This is a genomic window from Micromonospora sp. WMMD1155 (assembly GCF_029581275.1).
Classification (GTDB): domain Bacteria; phylum Actinomycetota; class Actinomycetes; order Mycobacteriales; family Micromonosporaceae; genus Micromonospora.
The window spans coordinates 2,222,867-2,242,141 of record NZ_CP120742.1 but is presented as its reverse complement, the minus strand read 5'-3'; the positions used below and the strand labels follow the sequence as shown (position 1 = coordinate 2,242,141).

Here is a 19,275-nt window from a genome sequence, read left to right as displayed (position 1 = left end):
CAAGGTCCCTTGGCCAAGTCCGTTACGCGCCGAGGACGTGGGTCAGGTGGGGGTTGGTGAAGACGCGGTTCGGGTCCAGGCGGTCGCGGACGGCCTGGAAGTCGGCGAAGCGGGGGTACGCGTCGGCGAGCGAGGCGGCGTCGCGGTAGTGCATCTTGCCCCAGTGCGGGCGGCCGCCCAGCCCGGTGGCCACCTGTTCGAAGGCCCGGAAGTACGGCTCGTAGGGCATGCCGACGTACTGGTGCACGGCGATGTAGGCGTTGTCCCGCCCGTAGCCGTGGGAGAGCCAGATGTCGTCGGCGGCGGTGAATCGCACCTCGACCGGGAAGAGCACCTTGAAGGGCAGTCCGTCCACGATCCGCCGGAGGGCGGCGAGCGCCTCGGGCAGCGCCTCGCGGGGCAGCCCGTACTCCATCTCCATGAAGCGGACCCGGCGTGGGGTGCAGAACACCCGGTCGGAACGGCCGGTGTACCGGCGTTCGGTGAGGGCGCGGGCGGAGACCGCGCTGATTCCCGGCGCGAGGGCGGGCACGGCCCGGCCGAGTCGGCAGGCCCCGGCGAAGACCCGGTTGGACAGGAAGTCGTCGTCCAGCCAGCCGCGCCAGCGGGACAGTGGCCGGTCGTCGGCCGGCACCCGGTCGTTGGCCTTGACCTGGACCCGGGACGTGTACGGGAACCAGTAGAACTCGACGTGGTCGTGCCGGCCGATCAGCGCGGGCAGTTCGCCGAGCACGTCGGCCAGCTCGGCCGGGCGTTCGTGGGCGTGCAGGACGAAGGAGTCCACGCAGCGCAGTGTCACCTCGACCAGGACGCCGAGCGCGCCGAGCGAGACCCGGGCGGCGGCCAGGACGTCGGGGTTCTCGTCGGCGGAGCAGCGCAGCACCTCGCCGGTGCCGGTGACCACTGTGACCGCCTCGACGAAGGTGGACAGGCACCCGTAGCCGGCGCCGGTGCCGTGGGTGCCCGTGGAGATCGCCCCGGCGACCGTCTGCGCGTCGATGTCCCCGAGGTTGGGCAGCGCGAGGTGGTGCCGGGCGAGCAGGCTGTTGAGCGTGTGCAGGGTCATTCCCGCCGGTACGGTGACCAGTCGGCGTGCGACGTCGACGCTGACCGGGGTGTGCAGCTCGGACAGATCCATCCGGCGGTCGTCGGCGAGTGCGACGGCGGTGAACGAGTGGCCGCTGCCCGTGACGCGGATCCGACCACCGGCGGCGGCGGTGTCGGTCACGGCTTCTGCGACGTCGGTCGGCGAGCCGGGGCGCAGGATCGCGGTGGCGCTGCCACGCTGGTTGCCGGCCCAGTTGGACCAGGTGGCGGTGAGCGGTGCGGTGCCGACCATGCGCACTCCTCATTCATGAATATGAACTGACTTCATATCAGGAACGTTGTACCTGGTAAATACCGCAATTGCGATCCGCTCGTTGTACCGGTAGTCACGGACTCGTGACGTGGAGATATGTTCATCCGTCGAAGGGGGGTGGCGCAGAGTGTCCACACCAGCCGCCACGACCGGTCCGCTGCGCCGCGTACCGGTGCAGGGTCGAAGTGTCGCGCGGGTACAGCGCATGTTGGATGCCTGCGCCGAACTCGTCGACGAGGTGGGGTACGAGGGTCTGACCACGACCCTGCTCGCCGAGCGGGCCGAGGTGGCGATCGGGTCGGTGTACCAGTTCTTCCCGGACAAGCGGGCGATCGTGCAGGCGCTGACCCTGCGCACGATGGAGTCCTACCTCCAGCGCCTCGACGACCGGTTCGCCTCCGACGAGATGACGCACTGGTGGGACGGCGTCGACGCGGGGATCGACGAGTACATCACCATGCACCGCACCGTCCCCGGCTTCCGCACCCTGCACTTCGGCGACGTGGTCGACCTGCACCTGCTCGACGAGCAGCGGGACAACAACGGCGTGATCGCCGACCAGTTGGCCCGGGTGCTCACCGAGCGTTTCGGGCTCACCGACGTGCCGAAGCTGCGCTTCGTCCTGGAGATCGCGGTCGAGGCGGCGGATGCGCTGATCAAGCTCGCGTTCCGGCGCAATTCCGACGGCGACGAGCGGGTGCTGCTCGAAGCCAAGGCGCTGATCCGGGAGTACCTGCATCGGCAGGTCGACGGCTCGGACAGCGGTCTGCCCGCCGCCGCCGGTCAGCAGGCCCAGCCCGCCTGACCCGGGCTCGCTGGGCCGGGGCGGGCGACGGGTCGCTCGGGGCGGGCGACGGGTCGCTCGGGGCGGGCGGCGGATCAGAGGAACGCCTGCCCCTCCCCCCGGTAGGTGGGCACCGTCGCCACGACGGCGTTCCCCTCGATCAGGTGCAGATCGTTGACCCGCTCGCACAGCTCACCGGCCTTGGCGTGCCGGAACCACACCCGGTCGCCGACACGCAGGGTGGCCGCGGCCGCGCCGGACAGCGGGGTCTGCACCTCGCCCGCGCCCTCGGTGCCGACCAGCTTGAGCCCGGCCGGCAGCCACGGCCGAGGTAGCCGGCTGTCGGCGGCCGGGCCGGAGGCGATCCAGCCACCACCGAGCACCGTCGCCAGCTCCGGCGTCGGCCGGCGGACCACCGCGCAGGCGAAGAAGGCCGCCGGAGTGGGCCGCCAGGCGCGGTACGCGTCGAACAGCGTCGGCCCGTACAGTCCCGATCCCGCGGTGACCTCGGTCACCGCGGGATCGGCGCTGGTCGCCGCCACGCTGCCGGTGCCGCCTCCGTTGACGAACTCCAGGTCGGCGTGCTCGCGTACCGCGGCCACCGCCGCACCCCGGCGGGCCAGCAACTCGCGGTACGACCCGCGCTGGGCCAGCCTGATCGCGCCGGCCAGCAGCGTCTGCCCCGGCGGCGCGTCGCCCAGGCCGGCGATCTGCGCCTCGTACGACATGAGCCCGACCAGCCGGAAGCCGGCCCGGCCGGCGACGGTGGCGGCGAGCGCGCCGGCCGCCCGTGCGCTGTGCACCGGTGAGCGGCGGACACCGACGTGCACCCGCCCCCGCATCGGCCGCCAGGAGGCGTCCAGGTCGAGGCAGAGGCGCAGTTCGGCGCGCTGCCCGGGAGCCCGGACGGCGTCGATCAGGTCGAGTTGCCCGGTGCCGTCGATCATCAGGGTGATCGCGGCGGCCAGGGTCGGGTCGGCGGCCAGTTCGGCGAGCGCCGCCCGGTCCGCGCTCGGGTACGCGACCAGGACGTCGGTGCTCACACCGGCACGGACCAGCCAGATGGCCTCGGGCACGGTGAACGCCATGATCCCCTGCCAGCCGGGCCGGGTGAGGGCTCGACTGATCAACTCTCGGCTGCGTACCGACTTGCTGGCCAGGCGGACCGGTTTGCCGGCGGCGCGCTCGGCCAGGGCGGCCGAGTTGGCGTCGAAGGCGGTGAGGTCGACCACGGCATAGGGCGGGTCGAGGTGGGCGGTCGCCCGATCCAGGCGCTCGCGAAGTTTGTCGCTTTCGATGGCCACGTGTGCACGCTAACTGTCCGACGGTAAATGCGAAATACCCTCGCGTACGTCCGGGCTGCGGTCGGTGGCTCCGGCGGCCTAGGCTCAGCGAGCAGGAGAATGTCGCCGGTGGGGTGGCCCCCCACCGGGTCTAGAGTGTTGCACCGGAGGCGCCCAGCGATGGGCCGGCACGTGGAGGTACGGCCATCGAAAGCCAGAACAGCGGCGAGTCGCCCGGCGTGTCGCGCTCCGGCGGCCGGTCCGGCACCGCCGCCAATCAGCCCAGCGGCGGTCAGGTCGATCCGTCCGGCTATGCCGCCATCCGGTCGGTTCTGCGCATCCAGCCGTTCCGCCGCCTCTGGATCGTGCTCGGCGCGGCCTCCTTCGGTGACTGGCTCGGCCTGCTGGCCACCTCGGTCTTCGCCTCCTCCCAGGTCGAGGGCAGCACCGCCCAGGGCGCGGTCTTCGGTGGCGTCATCGCGATCCGTCTGCTACCCGCGCTGGTGCTCGGGCCGATCGCCGGCGTGCTCGCCGACCGCTTCGACCGACGCTGGACGATGGTCATCTGCGACCTGCTCCGGTTCGTGCTCTTCGCCTCGATCCCGATGGTCGCGCTCGTCGGCGCCAGCGGCGCCGTGGTGGTCCTGTGGGCAACCGTCGCCACCTTCCTCATCGAGTCGATCACGCTGATCTGGATCCCGGCCAAGGAGGCCGCGGTCCCCAACCTGATCCCGCGCGCCCGGCTGGAGGCGGCCAACCAGCTCACGCTCATCACCACCTACGGCCTGACCCCGGTGCTCGCCGCCGCCGTCAGCGCCGGCCTGGACCGCAGCGTCCGGGGCGTGACCGGCGGCAACTTCCCGGACTGGGCCGAACCGGCCCAGCTGGCGCTCTGGTTCAACGCCCTCTCCCGACTGGCCACCGCCCTGGTCGTCGCGTTCGGCATCAAGGAGATCAGCCAGGGGCAGACCGCCGAGGCCGACCGCCAGGAGCAGGGCATGCTGCGCCAGTTCAAGGAGGGCTGGCAGTTCATCGGCCAGACCCCGCTGGTGCGTGGCCTGGTCCTCGGCATCCTGGGCGCGTTCGCCGGCGGCGGCATCGTCATCGGCACCGCGAAGTTCTTCGCCAGCTCACTCGGTGCCGGCGACGCCGCGTTCTCCCTGCTCTTCGGTGCCATCTTCGTCGGCCTCGCGTTGGGCATCGGGCTCGGTCCGATGATCGTCAAGGAGATGTCCCGGCGTCGCTGGTTCGGCATGAGCATCGTGCTGGCCAGCGCCGCCGTGATGACCCTCGCCTTCGCCATCCACCTGTCCATGGCGATCGTCGGCGCGGTGCTGGTCGGTGCCGGTGCCGGCATGGCCTTCCTGGCCGGCACCACCCTGCTCGGTGGCGAAATCAAGGACGAGGTGCGCGGCCGGGTCTTCGCCGTGGTGCAGATCGGCACCCGGCTGGTGCTGATCCTGGCCATCGCGCTGAGCAGTCTGCTCGCCGGTGTCGGTGGCTCCCGCAAGTTGGAGATCGCCGACCTGGGCGTGTCCATCTCCTCGACCCGACTGCTGCTGCTCGCCGCCGGCGCGGCCGGCATCTTCGCCGGGATCAGCGCGTTCGGCCAGATGGACGACAAGAAGGGCGTCCCCGTCCTCGCCGACCTCTGGGGCTCGATCCGGGGCCGCCCGTTGATGCCCTCCGAGCCGTTCGTCTCCACCGGGCTGTTCGTGGTGTTCGAGGGCGGCGAGGGCGCCGGCAAGTCCACCCAACTCGCCGCGCTCGCCGAGCGGCTGCGCGGCCAGGGGCGTGACGTGGTGGTCACCCGGGAACCGGGGGCGACAGCCGTCGGCCAACGGATCCGGTCACTGGTGCTGGACACCTCCGGCGACGAGGCGCCCTCACCACGGGCCGAGGCCCTGCTCTACGCCGCCGACCGCGCGCACCACGTGGCCACCGTCGTCCGGCCCGCGCTGGTCCGGGGTGGTGTGGTGATCAGCGACCGGTACGTCGACTCGTCCCTGGCGTACCAGGGTGCGGGCCGGACCCTGCCCGTCGACGAGGTCTCCTGGCTCTCCTCCTGGGCCACCGGCGGGCTCAAGCCCGACCTGGTGGTGCTGCTGGACGTCGAGCCGCAGACCGGCCTGTCCCGGGTGGTCTCGCGCAGCGCCGGCACCGACCGGCTGGAGGCCGAGTCGGTCGCCTTCCACGAGCGGGTCCGGTACGCCTTCCTCGACCTCGCCGCCGCCGATCCGAAGCGTTACCTGGTGCTCGACGCGTCCCGACCGGCCGACGAGATCACCGGGCAGGTGGTCCGCCGGGTCGAGGAGATGCTCGGCAGCCCGGGCGGCATCGTGCACCCCCGTCCGGCGCAGGGTCCGGACACCTCGGTGCAGCCCGAGTTATCCGACGCGGAGCTGGTGACGATGGAGCACAAGACCTGATGCCGGACGTCTTCGCCGACCTGGTCGGTCAGGACGAGGCGGTGGCCGAGCTGCGTCGGGCCGCCGCCGCCGCGGCTGCCGTGCTGCGCGCGGGCGCGGCCGACCGGGCGCCCGCGCTGATCGCCGTCGGCGACGGGGACTCCGCGCTCGCCGACGAGACCAGGCCCGGCGGGGTGGACCCGGCTGCCGGGATGACGCACGCCTGGATCTTCACCGGCCCTCCCGGCTCGGGCCGCTCGGTGGCCGCCCGGGCGTTCGCCGCCGCGCTCCAGTGCGTGCACGGCACCGGGTGCGGTGAGTGCCCCGGCTGCCGCACCACGATGGGCGGCACCCACGCCGACGTCCGGCTGGTGGTGCCGGAAGGGCTCTCCATCGGGGTCAACGAGATGCGCGCGCTGGTGCTGCGCGCGGCCACCACCCCCTCCGGCGGGCGCTGGCAGGTGGTGGTCATCGAGGACGCCGACCGGCTCACCGAGGCCGCCGGCAACGCGTTGCTCAAGGCGATCGAGGAACCTCCGCCGCGTACGGTCTTCCTGCTCTGCGCCCCGTCCACCCACCCGGACGACGTCTCGGTGACCATCCGGTCGCGCTGTCGCGTCGTACCCCTGCGGCAGCCGCCGGCCACCGCGGTGGCCGAGGTGCTGGTCCGTCGTGACGGCATCGCGCCCGACGTGGCGCAGTGGGCGGCGGCGGCCGCGCAGGGGCACGTGGGTCGGGCCCGCCGCCTGGCCCGCGACCCGGAGGCGCGCAAGCGACGTGAGGCGGTGCTCGCGGTGCCGCGCCGGTTGACCGGCGTCGGTGCGGCGTTCGACGCGGCGTCCGCGCTGATCGAGGCGGCCGAGGCGGAGGCCGAGGCGTCGGTCACCGAGGCCGACGCGGCCGAGCGGGCGGCGCTGGAGACCGCGCTCGGCGCGGGTGGCACCGGCCGGGGCGCGGCCGGCGCGATCCGGGGTGCCGCCGGTCAGCTCAAGGAGTTGGAGAAGCGGCAGAAGTCGCGGGCCACCCGGGCCCAGCGGGACGCGCTGGACCGGGCGCTCGTCGACCTGGCGGGTTTCTACCGGGACGCGCTCACCATGGCGCTGCGCGCGCCCGTCGCCCCGGTGCACACCGACACGGCCGCGCTGGCCGGTGCCGGCGCGCAGAAGTGGGACGCCGAGGGGGCGCTGCGCCGGCTGGAGGCAGTGCTCGCCTGCCGGTCGGCGATCGAGGCGAACGTGAAGCCGCGGATCGCGGTCGAGGCGATGATGCTCGCCCTCTGGAAGGGCTGACCCGCGGCTTCCACCGTTGTCCACAGGCATCGACAGGCCCGATTGCTGTGCGGTACGGTCCCTGTGCCGTGGTGACGGTGACGGCACGCTGAGTGAGGGATCACCCGGGAGGAGTCGGCCGATGCCGCGGGGGGAGATCGACGAAGCCTGGATCGAGGAGGCGGTGCGGCGCTACCGCCGCATCGAGTCGCTGCAGGTCGAGTTCGACCAGGCGGTGTCGACCGTCGAGGTGACCGTCCGGTCGCCGGACGGTCTGGTCGAGGTGGTGGTCACCGCCGGTGGGCGGATCACCGACGTCCGGTTCCTCGGGCCGCTGCACACTCGCAGCCCACGGGATGTGGCCGGCTCCGTGCAGGCCGCGGTCACCGCGGCGGCCGATGCCGCCGAATGGGCCCGGGAGAAGCTGCACAACGAGACGTTCGCCGCCTACCGACCGCTCGCGGGAGCCTGAGATGGACACACTGCGCGCGCTCTCCGCCCGGCTCGACGAGGCGAGCGCCACGCTCACCGCCGTCTCGCACACCGTCACCGCCACCGATCCGGCCCAGGCCGCGTTCGGCGCCGACACCCCCGGTCGGCCCGGCGAGATCGGTCGCGCGTTGCACCGGCAGTGGACCACGGCCACCGACGACCGGGCCCGCGAGGCCCGCGCCGCCGCCGGTCGGCTGGCCACCGCCGCCGCCGCCGTGCGGGAGGCCGCCGACCGCTACGCCGAGGTCGACCGGGCGGCCCGCCGCCGGCTCGCCGGGGAACCGTGATGGACGCACTGGACCGGCTCGCCGAGCCCGGCCTCGACCTGCTGCGCCGCGTCGACGCACTGATCGCCGCGGGCGTCCCGGAGGGCCACCGGGTCTGGCCGCTGCTGCGCCGCATGCAGGTGCTGCCGGGCGAGGCGGTGCGCGGCTTCCTCGACCTCCACCCCGCGCCGCTCGCCGGTGCCGGGCACGCGGTGCGCCGGCTCGTCCGGGGGTACGACGACGTCTCCGCTGCGCTCACCGACCAGGTGCTCTGGTCCGGTCCGGCCGCCACGGCGTACGGACAGCAGCGGGCGGCACTGCTGCACCACCTCGACGAGGGCCCCGACAGCCTGGTCGGGCGGCTCGAATCCACAGCCGGCTACGCCGACGCGCTCGCCGACTGGGTGGAGGGCAGCCGACTCGCCCTCGCCCGCACCCTCGCCGACGTGCTGCGCTCGGCCGAAACGGTGGCCGTCGTCGCCGCGACCGCCACGGGTGTGTCGACGCGGCCCGGGCCGATCGGGCCCGGCGTGGCCGACGCCGCCGAGATCGCCGCCCGGGTGCTGGCGGTGCTCTGCGTCGCGTACGACGGTGCGGAGACGCTGCTGCGGCAGTGGGCGCCGAGCCTCGCGGAGGTGTCGTGGCGGCCGCCGACGGAGGGGCGGCCCCGCTACGACCAGCCCACCCGGGTCGGCTGGTAGCCGGGCCCGCTGCCCCGGCCGTCGCCGCACCGGTCCCGAACAGACCACGGCGTCGCTCGCGGGCATCCCGACCTGAGTCGGCTTCCCGGGCGACGCCGTGGTCTTCCCCTGCACCCCCCGCAGGTATGCCTCCACTCAACGCTGTCGAGGCGGTCTTGTCTGCTGCCGGGGCCCGGATTCAACCGTCCGGGCGAGGGGCAACGGCACGACGGGCCGTCGGGCAATAGGACGAGTCGACGGTCATGAATGCAAGCGGGGCGTCGTCGGCTGAGGTGCTGTCCGACGCGGGGGCGTCGTAGGGTGGGGGGATGGGCATGCTCTGCGCGGTCAGCTTCAACCGGTACGGGCGCCTCTACTACCTCGACCCCGGCGAGTTGCGCCCGCAGGTCGGCGACAAGGTGCTGGTGCCCACCGACGACGGGCCCGAGGTGGCCGAGTGCGTGTGGGCCGCGCAGTGGGTGACCGAGGAGACCGACGGTTTCCCCCGGCTGGTGGGGCTGGCCGCCGAGGACGACCTGCGGCGGGACGAGGCGCTGCGTCGCCGCAAGGCCGAGGCGAAGGTGGCCGCGAAACGGCTGATCCGCTCGCACGGCCTGCCGATGAAGGTGGTGGCCGTCGACCATGTGCTCGGCTCCGCCGAGGGCGGCGGTGAACGCAGCACGGTGTACTTCACCGCCCCGCACCGGGTGGACTTCCGCTCCCTGGTCCGCGACCTGGGCGCCACCCTGCACTGCCGGGTCGAGCTGCGTCAGCTCTCCGCCCGTGACTCGGCGCGGGTGCAGGGCGGCATCGGCTCCTGCGGTCGCGACCTGTGCTGCGCCACCTTCCTGACCGACTTCGAGCCGGTGACCATCCGGATGGCGAAGGACCAGGACCTGCCGCTGAACCCGCTGCGCATCTCCGGGGCGTGCGGCCGGCTGATGTGCTGCCTGAAGTACGAGCATCCGCTGTACCAGCGCTTCCAGGAGACCGCCCCGGCGGTCGGCAGCCGGGTCTCCACGCCCGAGGGGGACGGCCGGGTGGTCGGCCACAGCGTCCCCCGCGACGCGGTGACGGTCCGACTGGACGCCGACGGCTCCCGCTGCTCCTGCTCCCGCGCCTCCGTCTGCGCCCCCCGCCAAGCCCACGACCAGCACTACACCGCCTAACCCCGACCCCCGACCCCCACCCCGCGCCCCCTGCGGCGCCCCCTGCGGCGCCCCCGCGGTGATCAAGAGGTTTGCGTCATGTTCGGCTCGATTTTTGACGCAAACCTCTTGATCAACTTCGCTCTGCGGGTCGGGTCGGGTCGGGTCGGGTCGGGTGGGGTGGGGTCAGGGCAGGACTGTGGGTGGTTCGGCCAGGCGGGGGGTCAGGTTGGTCTTCGGGGTCAGCCAGCTTGCGGTGGGGGACTGGTCCGGGTTCACCTGCCAGTCCCGGGAGACCCGGTCGACGGCGATCGGGAAGAGCGTCAGTGTGCCGTCCGGGTCGATGCGCATCCGCAGGAACACCTTCGAGTCCTCGATGCCCTGGCCGGCGAAGAGTTCGTTGGCGTTCACCCCGAACGAAGCCGCCACCAGCAGGTATGCGGCCACCAACTGACTGGCCACCAGACCGATCACCGGGCCGTAGAGCACCGCCGCGGCCACCGCCGGCAGCGGCCACGGCCAGTCGTAGAACGGCAGGGCCAGCCACGCCCACGTGCCGGCCGCCGCGAGGGCCACCTGAGCCACGCCGTGGCTGACGCCGAGGATCCCGTGCCGTACGTGGCGCTTGCCGCTCGCGCTCGGCGGCTTGGCGAAGAGGATCGCCGCCAGCATCGTCACGAGCACCATCAACACCAGGGGGACGGTGAACAGCCGCTGATCGGTGCTGTCCGCCCAGTTCGCCGTCGCGCCCGCCATGGCCAGCATCAGCAGGGTGTGCAGAATGCCCAGCAGCGTGGTGAAGCCCGGATTGCGGAACGGCAGCCTCGGGAAGATCCCCCAGCCGTAGCGACGCGAGCGGGTCGCGTCCGGATAGCGGGCCACCAGGTCGTACGGCTGGGTCGAGCTGGCCCGGCGAGCCAGGGTGTCCCGCGGCGGCACCTCGATGCGCTCCGGCAGTTTGTGGGTCGGGTAGAGGTACGCGCCGCCTCCGCCGCACGTGATCAGCTGCCGGTCCGGCCCGGAGTAGCGGGCGTAGTGATGCAGGTCGCCGGAGATCAGCAGCCGCACCCGTGCGCCGGTCGGATCGATGATCGTCCGGATGAAGTAGTCGATCGAGTCGTACGCCGTCGGGTTGTCGGCGGCCTTGACCCAGGTCGGCGCCGGCGCTGCGATGATCACCTTGGACTCCGGGCCGAGCCGCCGGGCCACCTCGTCGAAGTAGGCCAACTGCGGGTCGTCCAGGTACGAGCCGGACTGGTCGTCCACACCGAGAAGCCACCAGCCCGCCGGCAGTTCCACGGCGAAGTACGACCGGGACTGGCCGGTGCCCCACCCGGCGAAGTTCCGGTCCCGGGAGCGGACGAACAACCGCAGGAACGCGGTCAGGCCGTCGTACCAGTCGTGGTTGCCCGGCACCGCGAAGAGCGTGGGCTTGTCGGGTGGCGGCACGGGCAGTGCGGCCTGGTAGGGGCCCTTGCAGCGGTCCTCGTACGAGGCGTAGGCCGCCGACGGGTACACCTGGTCGCCGCCCATCACCAGGGTCTGCGCCCGGGGCAGGCGGTGCCCGTCCACCGTCAGCTCCGGCTGCGCCAGCAGGTACGCCACCGAGTAGGTGGCGTTGAAGCCGTCGCCCAGGTCCGCCACGTAGTCCAGCCACAGCCCGCCGTCCGGCCCGACCTGGCGGAAGACGCCGTCGTCGAACGCGTTCTGCAACTCGCGCTTGTCCAGGTACGCCCCGAAGAGCACCGCCAACAACGTACGGATGCCGGTGCTGATCAGCAGGAACGGCGCCAGCCACGGCACCGGCTTGCGGGGCGTGAAGCCCAGCTCAAGCGGGTCGGTGCTGCTCGGCCGGTGGGCGGCGCGTTCGGCCGGAACCGGATCAGGGCGTTCGGTGGCGTCGTTCGGGGGGCCGGGGTGGTCGCGTTCGTCGCTCACCCGCCGCAGCGTAGTCCCGGTCGCGATCATCTGCTGTCCGGTAAGCGTCCAGATGGCGGTTGATGTCCGGTTGGTACGCGCGGACGAGATGGGGGTATCCCGTTCGGTTGGCGGCGTCGGGGTGCCGTACACTTGCTGATCGTTGCCGCCTTAGCTCAGTCGGCTAGAGCGACGCACTCGTAATGCGTAGGTCGACGGTTCGATTCCGTCAGGCGGCTCCACGGAAAGGCCCAGGTCATCGGCGAGATCGCCGATCATGACCTGGGCCTTTCGACTGCCTTCGCCAGGGCGAGCGGCCAACCTACTCGCCAAACCCACAGCGCCTTGTCCAGCCGTGCGTCGACGGGGGTGGCACGTCGCGTAGGTCCGGCCGCTACTGACGCGCCTTGCCGAGATCGGCCGAGCCATGGGCTGCCAGTTGTTCGCGTTCCTCGGGTGTCAGCTGTTCGTATCGCACCCAGAATTCCTGGAACGGCCTGGTCAGTTCAGCGGCATAGGTATCGGTCGCGACGGCGTCACGAAGGCTGATCTCCGCGTTGAGGACGGCTGTGGCCATCTCCCGCAGTAGTTCGTTGGGCCCGTCGGCAAGGCGGGTCAGGGCGTCGCGGAGGGCCCGGCTCCGCCGGGGGTCGCCGGCGGCGATGTCGTCCAGGTCGCTCATGGCTAGCCGGGCAGGCCGACGAGAGGGTGGTCGTAGCGCGGGCCGTTCGGTAGCGACGGTAGTGCGACGGAGTCGAGGTTGCTGAGTTCGCGGACGAGCATGGCCCGGAAGGTGTTGACGACCGCGGAGAGGTTCTGGCACAGATTGGTGGCGGTGCCCCAGAGTCGGAGCATGTTGGCCACCTCCAGGGCGGCCAGCCCGTAACCGGCGAGGGCACCCGCGCCGGTGTAGGAGGTGGCGGTTCCGGCAGCGATGCTGATGCCGGCGATGATGGCGGCATCCAGTAGGGCTTTGACGGTGCCGCCCAGGGCTTCCCCGGTGGCCCACACGGCGTCTGCCATCTCTGTGTATCCGTTGCCGATGGCGTCCAGGGGGCCGCGCAGGTCGGAGACGCTGTTGGCGGTGGTGGTGAAGTAGCGGAACGCGGATTCACCCGCCGTGCCCTGCCACTGGCCGTGGAGGGTGGTGGCCCCGGACTGAAGGTTGTATGCCATGTCGTGTAGCGCGCGGGCCATGTTGCCGACGACGGGTGCCATGACCGCGAGGGCTTCCCAGTCGCCGAAGACACGGTTCTGGATCTCGCCGATCGGGTCGAAGCCGAACACCGTGTCGAAGGCCGTGTTGGCCCACGCCGAAGGGCTCAGGAAGTCCATGAACGCCAGCGCGTTCGCTGGGTTGCCCGGCTCGCCGGGCGGCTTCAGGTGCCAGGTGGTGTCGCGGGCGTCGACGAAGTCCGCTGGGGTGCAGGGATTCTCGGCGATCTCCAGTTCCAGTCGGGTGATACACCGGTCAGGCGCAGCGGGGAGAGCGCGGTCGAGGGATGTGGCAGCGTTCAGGTCGGTGGTGCGGTAGTAGTGGGCAGCGGCGAACAGTTCCGGGGCCGAGGCTTCCAGTTGACCGGCCAGGCGTTTGAGCGCGGCATCGATGACGTTCACGGCGTGTTCGTGGCCCGCCTTGGCGACGTTGTAGACCTCGCCGCCGGTGCCGGCCTCGGCGTACCGGCGGAAGTACCCACGAATCTCACCGACGTCTCCGGCCGCCCGGCTGACCTGCCGCACGAAGTCGGCCAGGGCGGTGGGCTCCACGACGAGCGTCACGGCGACACCTGGGACGCGATGACGGTGCCGGCCAAGCCCGCCAGAGCAAGCACGACTGCGCCGACGAGTAGATGCCGAGCGAGAGGCTGCCGCTTCACGACGTAGGTGGCCGCCCCGAGTACGCCGCCGAGGATGGACACCGACATGGGCACGAACGCAGCAGGTTCGGCGTCGCCGGTCACGATCATCCAGCCCGACACCACTCCGAAGAAGATCGCGACGTTCGCGATCGAGGTACGCAGGTTTCGGAAGGCCGAATGTTGCAGGCGACCGACCGCTTCGCCGTACCCCTCCACCGCCTTCGCGCGTTCCGCCTCGGACACCGGCCGCCGCTTCAACCGACCGCCACTGCGCACCCTGCGACTCATGTCGGCGAAGATACCAATGACGGTCACGATATCGATGCCCTCCGTAGTCTCAGCTGATCGACAATGACGGCGAGAGAGGACCGGGGCGGGCGGCCGGCTCAGGCCGCCACGTGACGCGACCTGGGGCCTTCCGTCGGTCTGGCGGGGCTACCTCCGGCGGGCCAGGTGTTGCAGGGTCGCGCGAATGATCGTCTTCTCCTCCTCGGCGACGCCGGGGTCCATCAGGATGCGCGCGACCGCCCTCAGATCGGGGTCCGTGTTCGGGTCCGGGTCGGGTGAGGGTGGCGCGCCGTCCCAGCCCAGAATCTGTGCGGCGACCGCACGCGGGATGTCGAGACCGTCGCAGAACTGTTGGACCTGGGTGCGCTGCGGATTGGCTATCTCGGCGCGGCGCCACCGGTAGATCGTGGAGCGACCTATGCCGGTGCGTTGCTCGACGTCCTCGATGGACATGGCGCGCTCTCGGACGGCCTCGTCGAGAGCGCGTTTGATGAATCGCGCGAACGCGATGACTCGGGGGTCTTGGCTGGCACTGAGTGGCACCGGCTGATCGTAAGTGCCGTTCGTGGTACTCCGTTGCCAGACTCGCACTCAGTGCCAGATATGGCTTCGCTTTATCCCGCCCAGAGGGCCTATCGACCGTCGACCCGGGTGGAATGACCCCAGGCTGCGAGACTTGCCGGGATCGTCACCATGAGCGGAAAGTAACTACCGTTGCCATCCTTGGCACTGGGCGCCGAGCGCGATACCGTCAGTGCCATGAATGGCAACGGTAGTGCCAGGTATGGTCTTCCTCCCCTGCTCCTTGCGCACGCCCGCCCGCCGGGCGAGGCCCGCCATCCGCTGCACGGTCGTTCCGGGGCTTCCCTGCGCTCGCGTGTAGCCACACCAACCGGCGCCGCCGCGATCCAGGACGAGCAAGGTGCCGTCTCGGTGGCGGTGGAGGGCTGATGACGAAGCTGCGTCCCGTGCTGTCGGGTGCCGTTCTCGTCGCTCTCGTGGCGATCGGCCTGTCCATCCCTGACCGGGCGCCTGTCGCCGCCCAGGCCGCCGCCGCCTGCCCCACACCGGGGCGACCCACGATGAAGATCCTGACCGTCGGGGACTCCATCACCGCGGGCGCCACGATGACCGGGTCGGTGAGCGAAAGCTACCGCGCCGAGCTGGGGCGCCTGCTCGACCAGAGCTGCGTGCCCCACGAGTTCGTCGTCGCGGCCGTCGGCGGGGTGACCTGCAACTACTGGTCATCGCGGATGGCGGGGCTGGTGACCACCCACCAACCCGACCTGATCCTCTTGAACTGCGGGACCAACAACAACCTGTCGACCGCCACGGCCGCGCAGATCAGCGCCTTCGAGGGCACCTACCGGGCACTCTTCGACACGGCGTTGGATCTGGACCCGGACGTGATCATGTATCCGTCCTGGGTGCCGTACAGCTCCGGGCACGGCACCAATGGCTGCACGACACCGCCGGGCCCGAGCCCGAGCTGGCTTCCCGGCAGCGAGGCCAAGGTCAACGACGCGATCTATCGCAGCATGCTGGTCATCGACGAGTACGGCGATCGCGTACCGACCTGGATCGACTATCAGTCCATCCCGGAGGGTTACCTCGATCAGTGCGGGGTGCACCCGACACCCGGCGGTTACGACGTGATGGGTCGGTTGGCGTACAACACCATCGCGCCCAAGCTGGGTGTTCCGCCGGCACCGCTGCCGTGCGGACTGGTCGGCCGCCGACCGGGTTATTCGGTCGGGCACTGGGTCCCCTGCGCGACGATGAACCTCAATCCGTGAGGTGCGTCCCGGCGTCGGAGTGATCCGACGCGTCAACAGGTGACTTCCTCCTGCCGGCTCCGCCCGTCCCGGGCGGGGCCGGCCCTGTCTTCCACGGACCAGCCGCAACCAACCCGCACAGGAAAGCGTCTGCCTGTACGGCGGGCACCCATCAGCCCGATCGGTGCGAGATCATGTCCATCTGCCGATCTTTCCTCCGGCCGAACGCCGACAGGTCAGCGCGGCAGCCCACAACCGCATGCGGATCGGAACGACGCCTACCGGGGGGAGGCTTTGTGTGGCTCGAGCAGGGCATCGCCCACGCCGTCCTCGCCCATGTGGCGGTCTCGCCACGGTGCCGGGTGTCCGGACCGCCGCGACCGTGCCGTCTTGTCAACGACCGCCTTGACCAACTGCTGCCCCGTTCGGATGTGCCGCAGGCGACATCAGAGGTGACCCGGCCCAGATCCCCTCGTAACGCCGCCCAGCACAGATCGGAGCCCCTCGTGGATACTCGCATTCAGTCAAAGGCCGCGAATATCGTCATCGCCGTTGCCGGACTCTGCTGGCTGGCCACCGTGCTGGTCGCCGCGATCGACTGGGACGGCGCGGTGTCCGGTCGGGCCTTCGCCGTCGGTGCGATCGCCGCCGCCGCCTCGGTGGCCGCCCTGATCGTCAACAGCCGACAGTTGGCCGGCGGCATCAGGGTGGTGGTGGTATCGGTGGCGCGGGCACCGCAGCAGGCGTACTGGCGTGGCTACCACGATCGCGGCACCGACGTCAGCTCCGGTGGGGACGACGACGCTCCCGACCTGATGGGCATCAGTTCCTGATCTGACCGACGGAGGAAGTGCCCGGGTCAGGTCTCGCGCCGCCCGAGGATGATCCCTCCGAGTCTGCTCTCGGGCGAGGTGAGAGTCGTCTGCGACTCGACCCGGAAACCGCTCGCCCGCAGCCGGCCTGCCAGCTGGGCGGGCTGGCGACGATGCACGTCGACCTTCATCGGGTGGCCGCCGTAGCCCTCCGTCTTGACCGTCGTCTCGTCGCCCACGTGGAAGCCGAGCAGCAGTGGACCACCGGGACGCACCACCCGCCGGAAGTGCGCGAAGACCGCGCCGAGCTGGTCGTCCGGGATGTGGATCAGTGAGTACCAGGCGATCAGGCCGGTGATCGAACCGTCGGGCAGGTCGAGGTCGGTCATCGAGCCGACCTCGAACCTCAGGCCGGGATGATTCCGGCGGGCCACCGCGATCATCCCGGGTGAGAGGTCGATCCCGAAGGCGTCGACGCCGAGTGTGCGCAGGTGGGCGGTGATGCGCCCGGTTCCGCAGCCCACGTCGGCGACCGACCCGCCTCCGGCCGCGCCGACGAGTTCGGCGAACAACGCCAGAGCCGCCCGTTCGTGTGGTGACTGCGCCAGGAGGTCGTGCACCAGACGGGCGTAGTCGACCGCGACCCTGTCGTACGAGGTGCGGGTGTCTGCCAACCAGTCGTCACCGTCCACGGCGGCAACGCTAGATCACGGCACCTTCTGCGTTCTACGGTGACCTCACGAGAGTCACCGAGAACGGGGAGTTGTCGTGTCGTACGGGTACATCGCATCGATGAAGGCGAAGCCGGGTCGCCGTGATGACGTCGTGGCCATCCTGATGAGTGGCGCGGACGGCCTTCGGGAAGCGGGCTGTGACCTCTACCTGGTGAGTGTCTCGGCGACCGACGACGCCACCATCTGGGTCAGCGAGGTGTGGCAGAGCAAGGAGCACCACGCCGCCTCCCTGCGGCTTCCCGAGACGAGGGCGGCCATCGGCCGCGCCATGCCGATGCTCACCGGTGAGTTCACGGGTCAGGAGACCACAGTGGTGGGCGGCCTGGGCGTGGACGGGGGTGTGCGCCCGTGACTCAGGCGTAGATGGTCTGCGCGTAGTCGGGGCCGTAGTGGCGTTCCAGGTCTTCGAGGCTCTCCGACGGCGCCTCCACCTCCTTGATCAGGCGTGCGCGGGACGGCAGCAGGTCGGGCTGCCAGGTGTCCGGCTTCCACAACGCGGACCGCAGGAACGCCTTCGCGCAGTGGTAGAAGATCTGCTCGATCTCCACCACCACGGCGAGCACCGGCCGGTGCCCCTTGACCACCATGTCGTCGAACCACGGCGCGTCGCTGACCAGGCGGGCCCGCCCGTTGATCCGCAGCGTGTCGGTCCGCCCGGGGATGACGAAGAGCAGCCCGACGTGCGGGTTGTCGACGATGTTGTGGTAACCGTCGGCCCGCTTGTTGCCCGGCCGCTCGGGTAGCGCGATCGTCGTGTCGTCCAGCACCAGGGCGAAGCCCGCCGGGTCGCCCTTGGGGGAGACGTCGCAGCTGCCGTCCGCGCCGGCCGTGGCCACCAGGCAGAACGGCGAGGCGGCGAGCCATTCGCGGTCCCGTTCGTGCAGGCGGGTGCGTTCCTTGTCGGCGGCCCGTGCGTTCGGCGTACCGAGCAGGGCGCGCAGCTCCTCGTGGGAAGTGATCTCCACCGTCACGTTGCTCCTCCCTCAGGCGTTGACCCGTTGGCGGGTAGCACCGTTCGTCAGCCTAGGCCGCCCTGACCAGCACGAGGTTTGTGCCCGGTTGTCGGGGGTAGGGCCTGACCTGAGCGCCCCCCGCAATGAGACCGTTCCGCAGGACGCCGACCAGTGGAGGCCGGGAGATGGAGAGCCGACTCAAGGTGCTGGGCCATCCAGTCCACCCGATGCTGGTCATGTTCCCGGTCGCGCTGCTGGTCACGGCTGTGCTGTTCGACGTGGTCGACACCGTCGGTGGTCCCGACTTCCTGGGCGAGGTCGCGTACTGGAACATCACGGTGGGTCTGATCGGCGGCCTGCTCGCCGCGGCTGCCGGCTCGTTCGACCTGTTGGCGATCCCGACCGGCACCCGCGCCAAGCGGGTGGGTCTGCTGCACGCCGCCGCCAACGTCGCGGTGATCCTGCTCTTCGCGGCCGTGTGGGCGGTCCGCCTCAACGCGGACTCCCGTGCTGCCGGCGGCGCGCTGATCGCCATCGAGGTGGTCGCTGTGGCGATCCTCGGCATCAGCGCCTGGCTGGGCGGCGAGTTGGTCGACCGGCTCGGGGTGGGCGTCGACCACGACGCCAACCTGGACGCGCCCAGTTCACTACGGCCGCCCGCGGCGGCTCAGCGGATCGGAGACGTGTGATGAGCGAGCAGCAGACCGGCGGCTTCGGCCGGGGTTGGCGGGGCGGCCGACAGCAGGGCTGGGACCCGATGGGCGAGTTGCAGTCGCTGCGCGCCGAGCTGAGCCGCCTGGTCGGCGGCCGGGCCGGCGCGTCCGACGTCGAACTGACCGAGACCTCGGACGGTTGGGAGGTCGTCGTCCGGCTGCCCGGCGTCGCCCCGGAGGAGGTGGCGGTCGAGTTGGACGACCGCGAGTTGTGCGTGCGCGCCCGCTCCGAGGCGGAGGTCAACGCCGACCAGGGCATTCCCGGCGGTTTCGAGACCCGCGGCTTCGAGTACCGCGTCGACCTGCCGGCCCGGGTCGACCCGGACGCCATCGACGCGGTGATGGACCACGGCCTGCTCCGGGTCCGGTTGCCCCGGGCGTCCCGGCCCGTGCCGCGCACCATCACCGTCGGTCGCACCGGGCCGCGCTCCGGTGGACCCTCCACGGGTACGCCGATGCCGGCCGATCCCGCTGCGGACCGGGAGTTGCACCGCCCGGACACCGTCGGCGAGATCGACCGGCAGTAGCGGTCTGC

At 71.3% G+C, this 19,275-nt stretch carries 21 protein-coding genes and 1 tRNA gene; 13 read left to right on the top strand and 9 right to left on the bottom strand.

Features of this window, described 5'->3' with window-relative positions:
• Positions 1-22 precede the first annotated feature (22 nt).
• Entirely contained in the window at positions 23-1,339 is a 1,317-nt protein-coding gene (locus O7617_RS10060; RefSeq protein WP_282263049.1) for a D-arabinono-1,4-lactone oxidase, read from the bottom strand.
• 226 nt (positions 1,340-1,565) lie between these two features.
• On the opposite strand from O7617_RS10060, the gene O7617_RS10055 reads away from it, so the two are divergent.
• Positions 1,566-2,165 (top strand): TetR/AcrR family transcriptional regulator, encoded by a 600-nt coding sequence (locus O7617_RS10055; protein WP_282264693.1) that lies wholly within the window; start codon positions 1,566-1,568, stop codon positions 2,163-2,165.
• A 74-nt stretch (positions 2,166-2,239) separates the two neighbouring features.
• On the opposite strand, the gene O7617_RS10050 is transcribed toward O7617_RS10055, so the two are convergent.
• The gene (locus tag O7617_RS10050) at positions 2,240-3,448 is read right to left on the bottom strand and encodes an amino acid deaminase/aldolase (RefSeq protein ID WP_282263048.1); all 1,209 of its coding nucleotides are present in this window, start codon (positions 3,446-3,448) and stop codon (positions 2,240-2,242) included.
• 317 nt (positions 3,449-3,765) lie between these two features.
• Between O7617_RS10050 and tmk the strand changes: the two genes are divergently transcribed.
• From tmk to ricT, 6 genes are all read left to right on the top strand, one after another.
• Positions 3,766-5,856 (top strand): dTMP kinase, encoded by a 2,091-nt coding sequence (tmk, locus tag O7617_RS10045; protein WP_282264692.1) that lies wholly within the window; start codon positions 3,766-3,768, stop codon positions 5,854-5,856.
• Complete coding sequence (locus O7617_RS10040) at positions 5,856-7,124, top strand: DNA polymerase III subunit delta' (RefSeq protein WP_282263047.1); 1,269 nt, start codon at positions 5,856-5,858, stop codon at positions 7,122-7,124. Before tmk ends, O7617_RS10040 begins: the two co-directional genes overlap by 1 nt.
• Before the next feature lie 121 nt (positions 7,125-7,245).
• Positions 7,246-7,575, top strand: a complete 330-nt coding sequence (locus O7617_RS10035; RefSeq protein WP_282263046.1) for a YbaB/EbfC family nucleoid-associated protein — start codon at positions 7,246-7,248, stop codon at positions 7,573-7,575.
• Between the two features lies 1 nt (position 7,576).
• Positions 7,577-7,882, top strand: coding sequence for a type VII secretion target (locus tag O7617_RS10030; RefSeq protein ID WP_282263044.1), 306 nt, complete (start codon positions 7,577-7,579; stop codon positions 7,880-7,882).
• Positions 7,882-8,562 (top strand): hypothetical protein, encoded by a 681-nt coding sequence (locus O7617_RS10025; protein WP_282263043.1) that lies wholly within the window; start codon positions 7,882-7,884, stop codon positions 8,560-8,562. The genes O7617_RS10030 and O7617_RS10025 overlap by 1 nt, the downstream gene beginning before the upstream one ends.
• A gap of 308 nt (positions 8,563-8,870) precedes the next feature.
• Positions 8,871-9,710 (top strand): regulatory iron-sulfur-containing complex subunit RicT, encoded by an 840-nt coding sequence (ricT, locus tag O7617_RS10020; RefSeq protein WP_282263042.1) that lies wholly within the window; start codon positions 8,871-8,873, stop codon positions 9,708-9,710.
• Positions 9,711-9,875: 165 nt separating this feature from the next.
• Here ricT and O7617_RS10015 read toward each other — a convergent pair whose 3' ends face one another.
• Positions 9,876-11,627, bottom strand: a complete 1,752-nt coding sequence (locus O7617_RS10015; protein ID WP_282263040.1) for a metallophosphoesterase — start codon at positions 11,625-11,627, stop codon at positions 9,876-9,878.
• Positions 11,628-11,771: 144 nt separating this feature from the next.
• On the opposite strand from O7617_RS10015, the gene O7617_RS10010 reads away from it, so the two are divergent.
• Positions 11,772-11,848: transfer RNA gene (locus O7617_RS10010), tRNA-Thr, on the top strand.
• A gap of 152 nt (positions 11,849-12,000) precedes the next feature.
• On the opposite strand, the gene O7617_RS10005 is transcribed toward O7617_RS10010, so the two are convergent.
• From O7617_RS10005 to O7617_RS09990, 4 genes are all read right to left on the bottom strand, one after another.
• On the bottom strand, positions 12,001-12,288 hold the full coding sequence (locus tag O7617_RS10005) for a hypothetical protein (RefSeq protein ID WP_282263039.1): 288 nt from the start codon (positions 12,286-12,288) through the stop codon (positions 12,001-12,003).
• Between the two features lie 2 nt (positions 12,289-12,290).
• The gene (locus O7617_RS10000; protein ID WP_282263038.1) at positions 12,291-13,385 is read right to left on the bottom strand and encodes a hypothetical protein; all 1,095 of its coding nucleotides are present in this window, start codon (positions 13,383-13,385) and stop codon (positions 12,291-12,293) included.
• A complete protein-coding gene (locus tag O7617_RS09995) occupies positions 13,382-13,753 on the bottom strand; it encodes a hypothetical protein (RefSeq protein WP_282263037.1) in 372 nt (123 codons plus the stop codon). The genes O7617_RS10000 and O7617_RS09995 overlap by 4 nt, the downstream gene beginning before the upstream one ends.
• Positions 13,754-13,900: 147 nt before the next feature.
• Positions 13,901-14,296, bottom strand: coding sequence for a helix-turn-helix transcriptional regulator (locus O7617_RS09990; protein WP_282263035.1), 396 nt, complete (start codon positions 14,294-14,296; stop codon positions 13,901-13,903).
• A gap of 407 nt (positions 14,297-14,703) precedes the next feature.
• Here O7617_RS09990 and O7617_RS09985 point away from each other — a divergent pair, with 407 nt between their 5' ends.
• A complete protein-coding gene (locus tag O7617_RS09985) occupies positions 14,704-15,549 on the top strand; it encodes an SGNH/GDSL hydrolase family protein (protein WP_282263032.1) in 846 nt (281 codons plus the stop codon).
• A 485-nt stretch (positions 15,550-16,034) separates the two neighbouring features.
• Complete coding sequence (locus tag O7617_RS09980) at positions 16,035-16,361, top strand: hypothetical protein (RefSeq protein WP_282263031.1); 327 nt, start codon at positions 16,035-16,037, stop codon at positions 16,359-16,361.
• A 26-nt stretch (positions 16,362-16,387) separates the two neighbouring features.
• Here O7617_RS09980 and O7617_RS09975 read toward each other — a convergent pair whose 3' ends face one another.
• A complete protein-coding gene (locus O7617_RS09975) occupies positions 16,388-17,032 on the bottom strand; it encodes a class I SAM-dependent methyltransferase (protein WP_282263029.1) in 645 nt (214 codons plus the stop codon).
• A 76-nt stretch (positions 17,033-17,108) separates the two neighbouring features.
• Here O7617_RS09975 and O7617_RS09970 point away from each other — a divergent pair, with 76 nt between their 5' ends.
• A complete protein-coding gene (locus O7617_RS09970) occupies positions 17,109-17,426 on the top strand; it encodes an antibiotic biosynthesis monooxygenase (protein WP_282263027.1) in 318 nt (105 codons plus the stop codon).
• Position 17,427: 1 nt separating this feature from the next.
• Here O7617_RS09970 and O7617_RS09965 read toward each other — a convergent pair whose 3' ends face one another.
• Entirely contained in the window at positions 17,428-18,045 is a 618-nt protein-coding gene (locus O7617_RS09965) for a pyridoxamine 5'-phosphate oxidase family protein (RefSeq protein ID WP_282263025.1), read from the bottom strand.
• A gap of 167 nt (positions 18,046-18,212) precedes the next feature.
• Here O7617_RS09965 and O7617_RS09960 point away from each other — a divergent pair, with 167 nt between their 5' ends.
• Positions 18,213-18,716, top strand: coding sequence for a DUF2231 domain-containing protein (locus tag O7617_RS09960; RefSeq protein ID WP_282263024.1), 504 nt, complete (start codon positions 18,213-18,215; stop codon positions 18,714-18,716).
• Entirely contained in the window at positions 18,716-19,267 is a 552-nt protein-coding gene (locus tag O7617_RS09955; protein ID WP_282263023.1) for an Hsp20/alpha crystallin family protein, read from the top strand. The genes O7617_RS09960 and O7617_RS09955 overlap by 1 nt, the downstream gene beginning before the upstream one ends.
• Positions 19,268-19,275 lie beyond the last annotated feature (8 nt).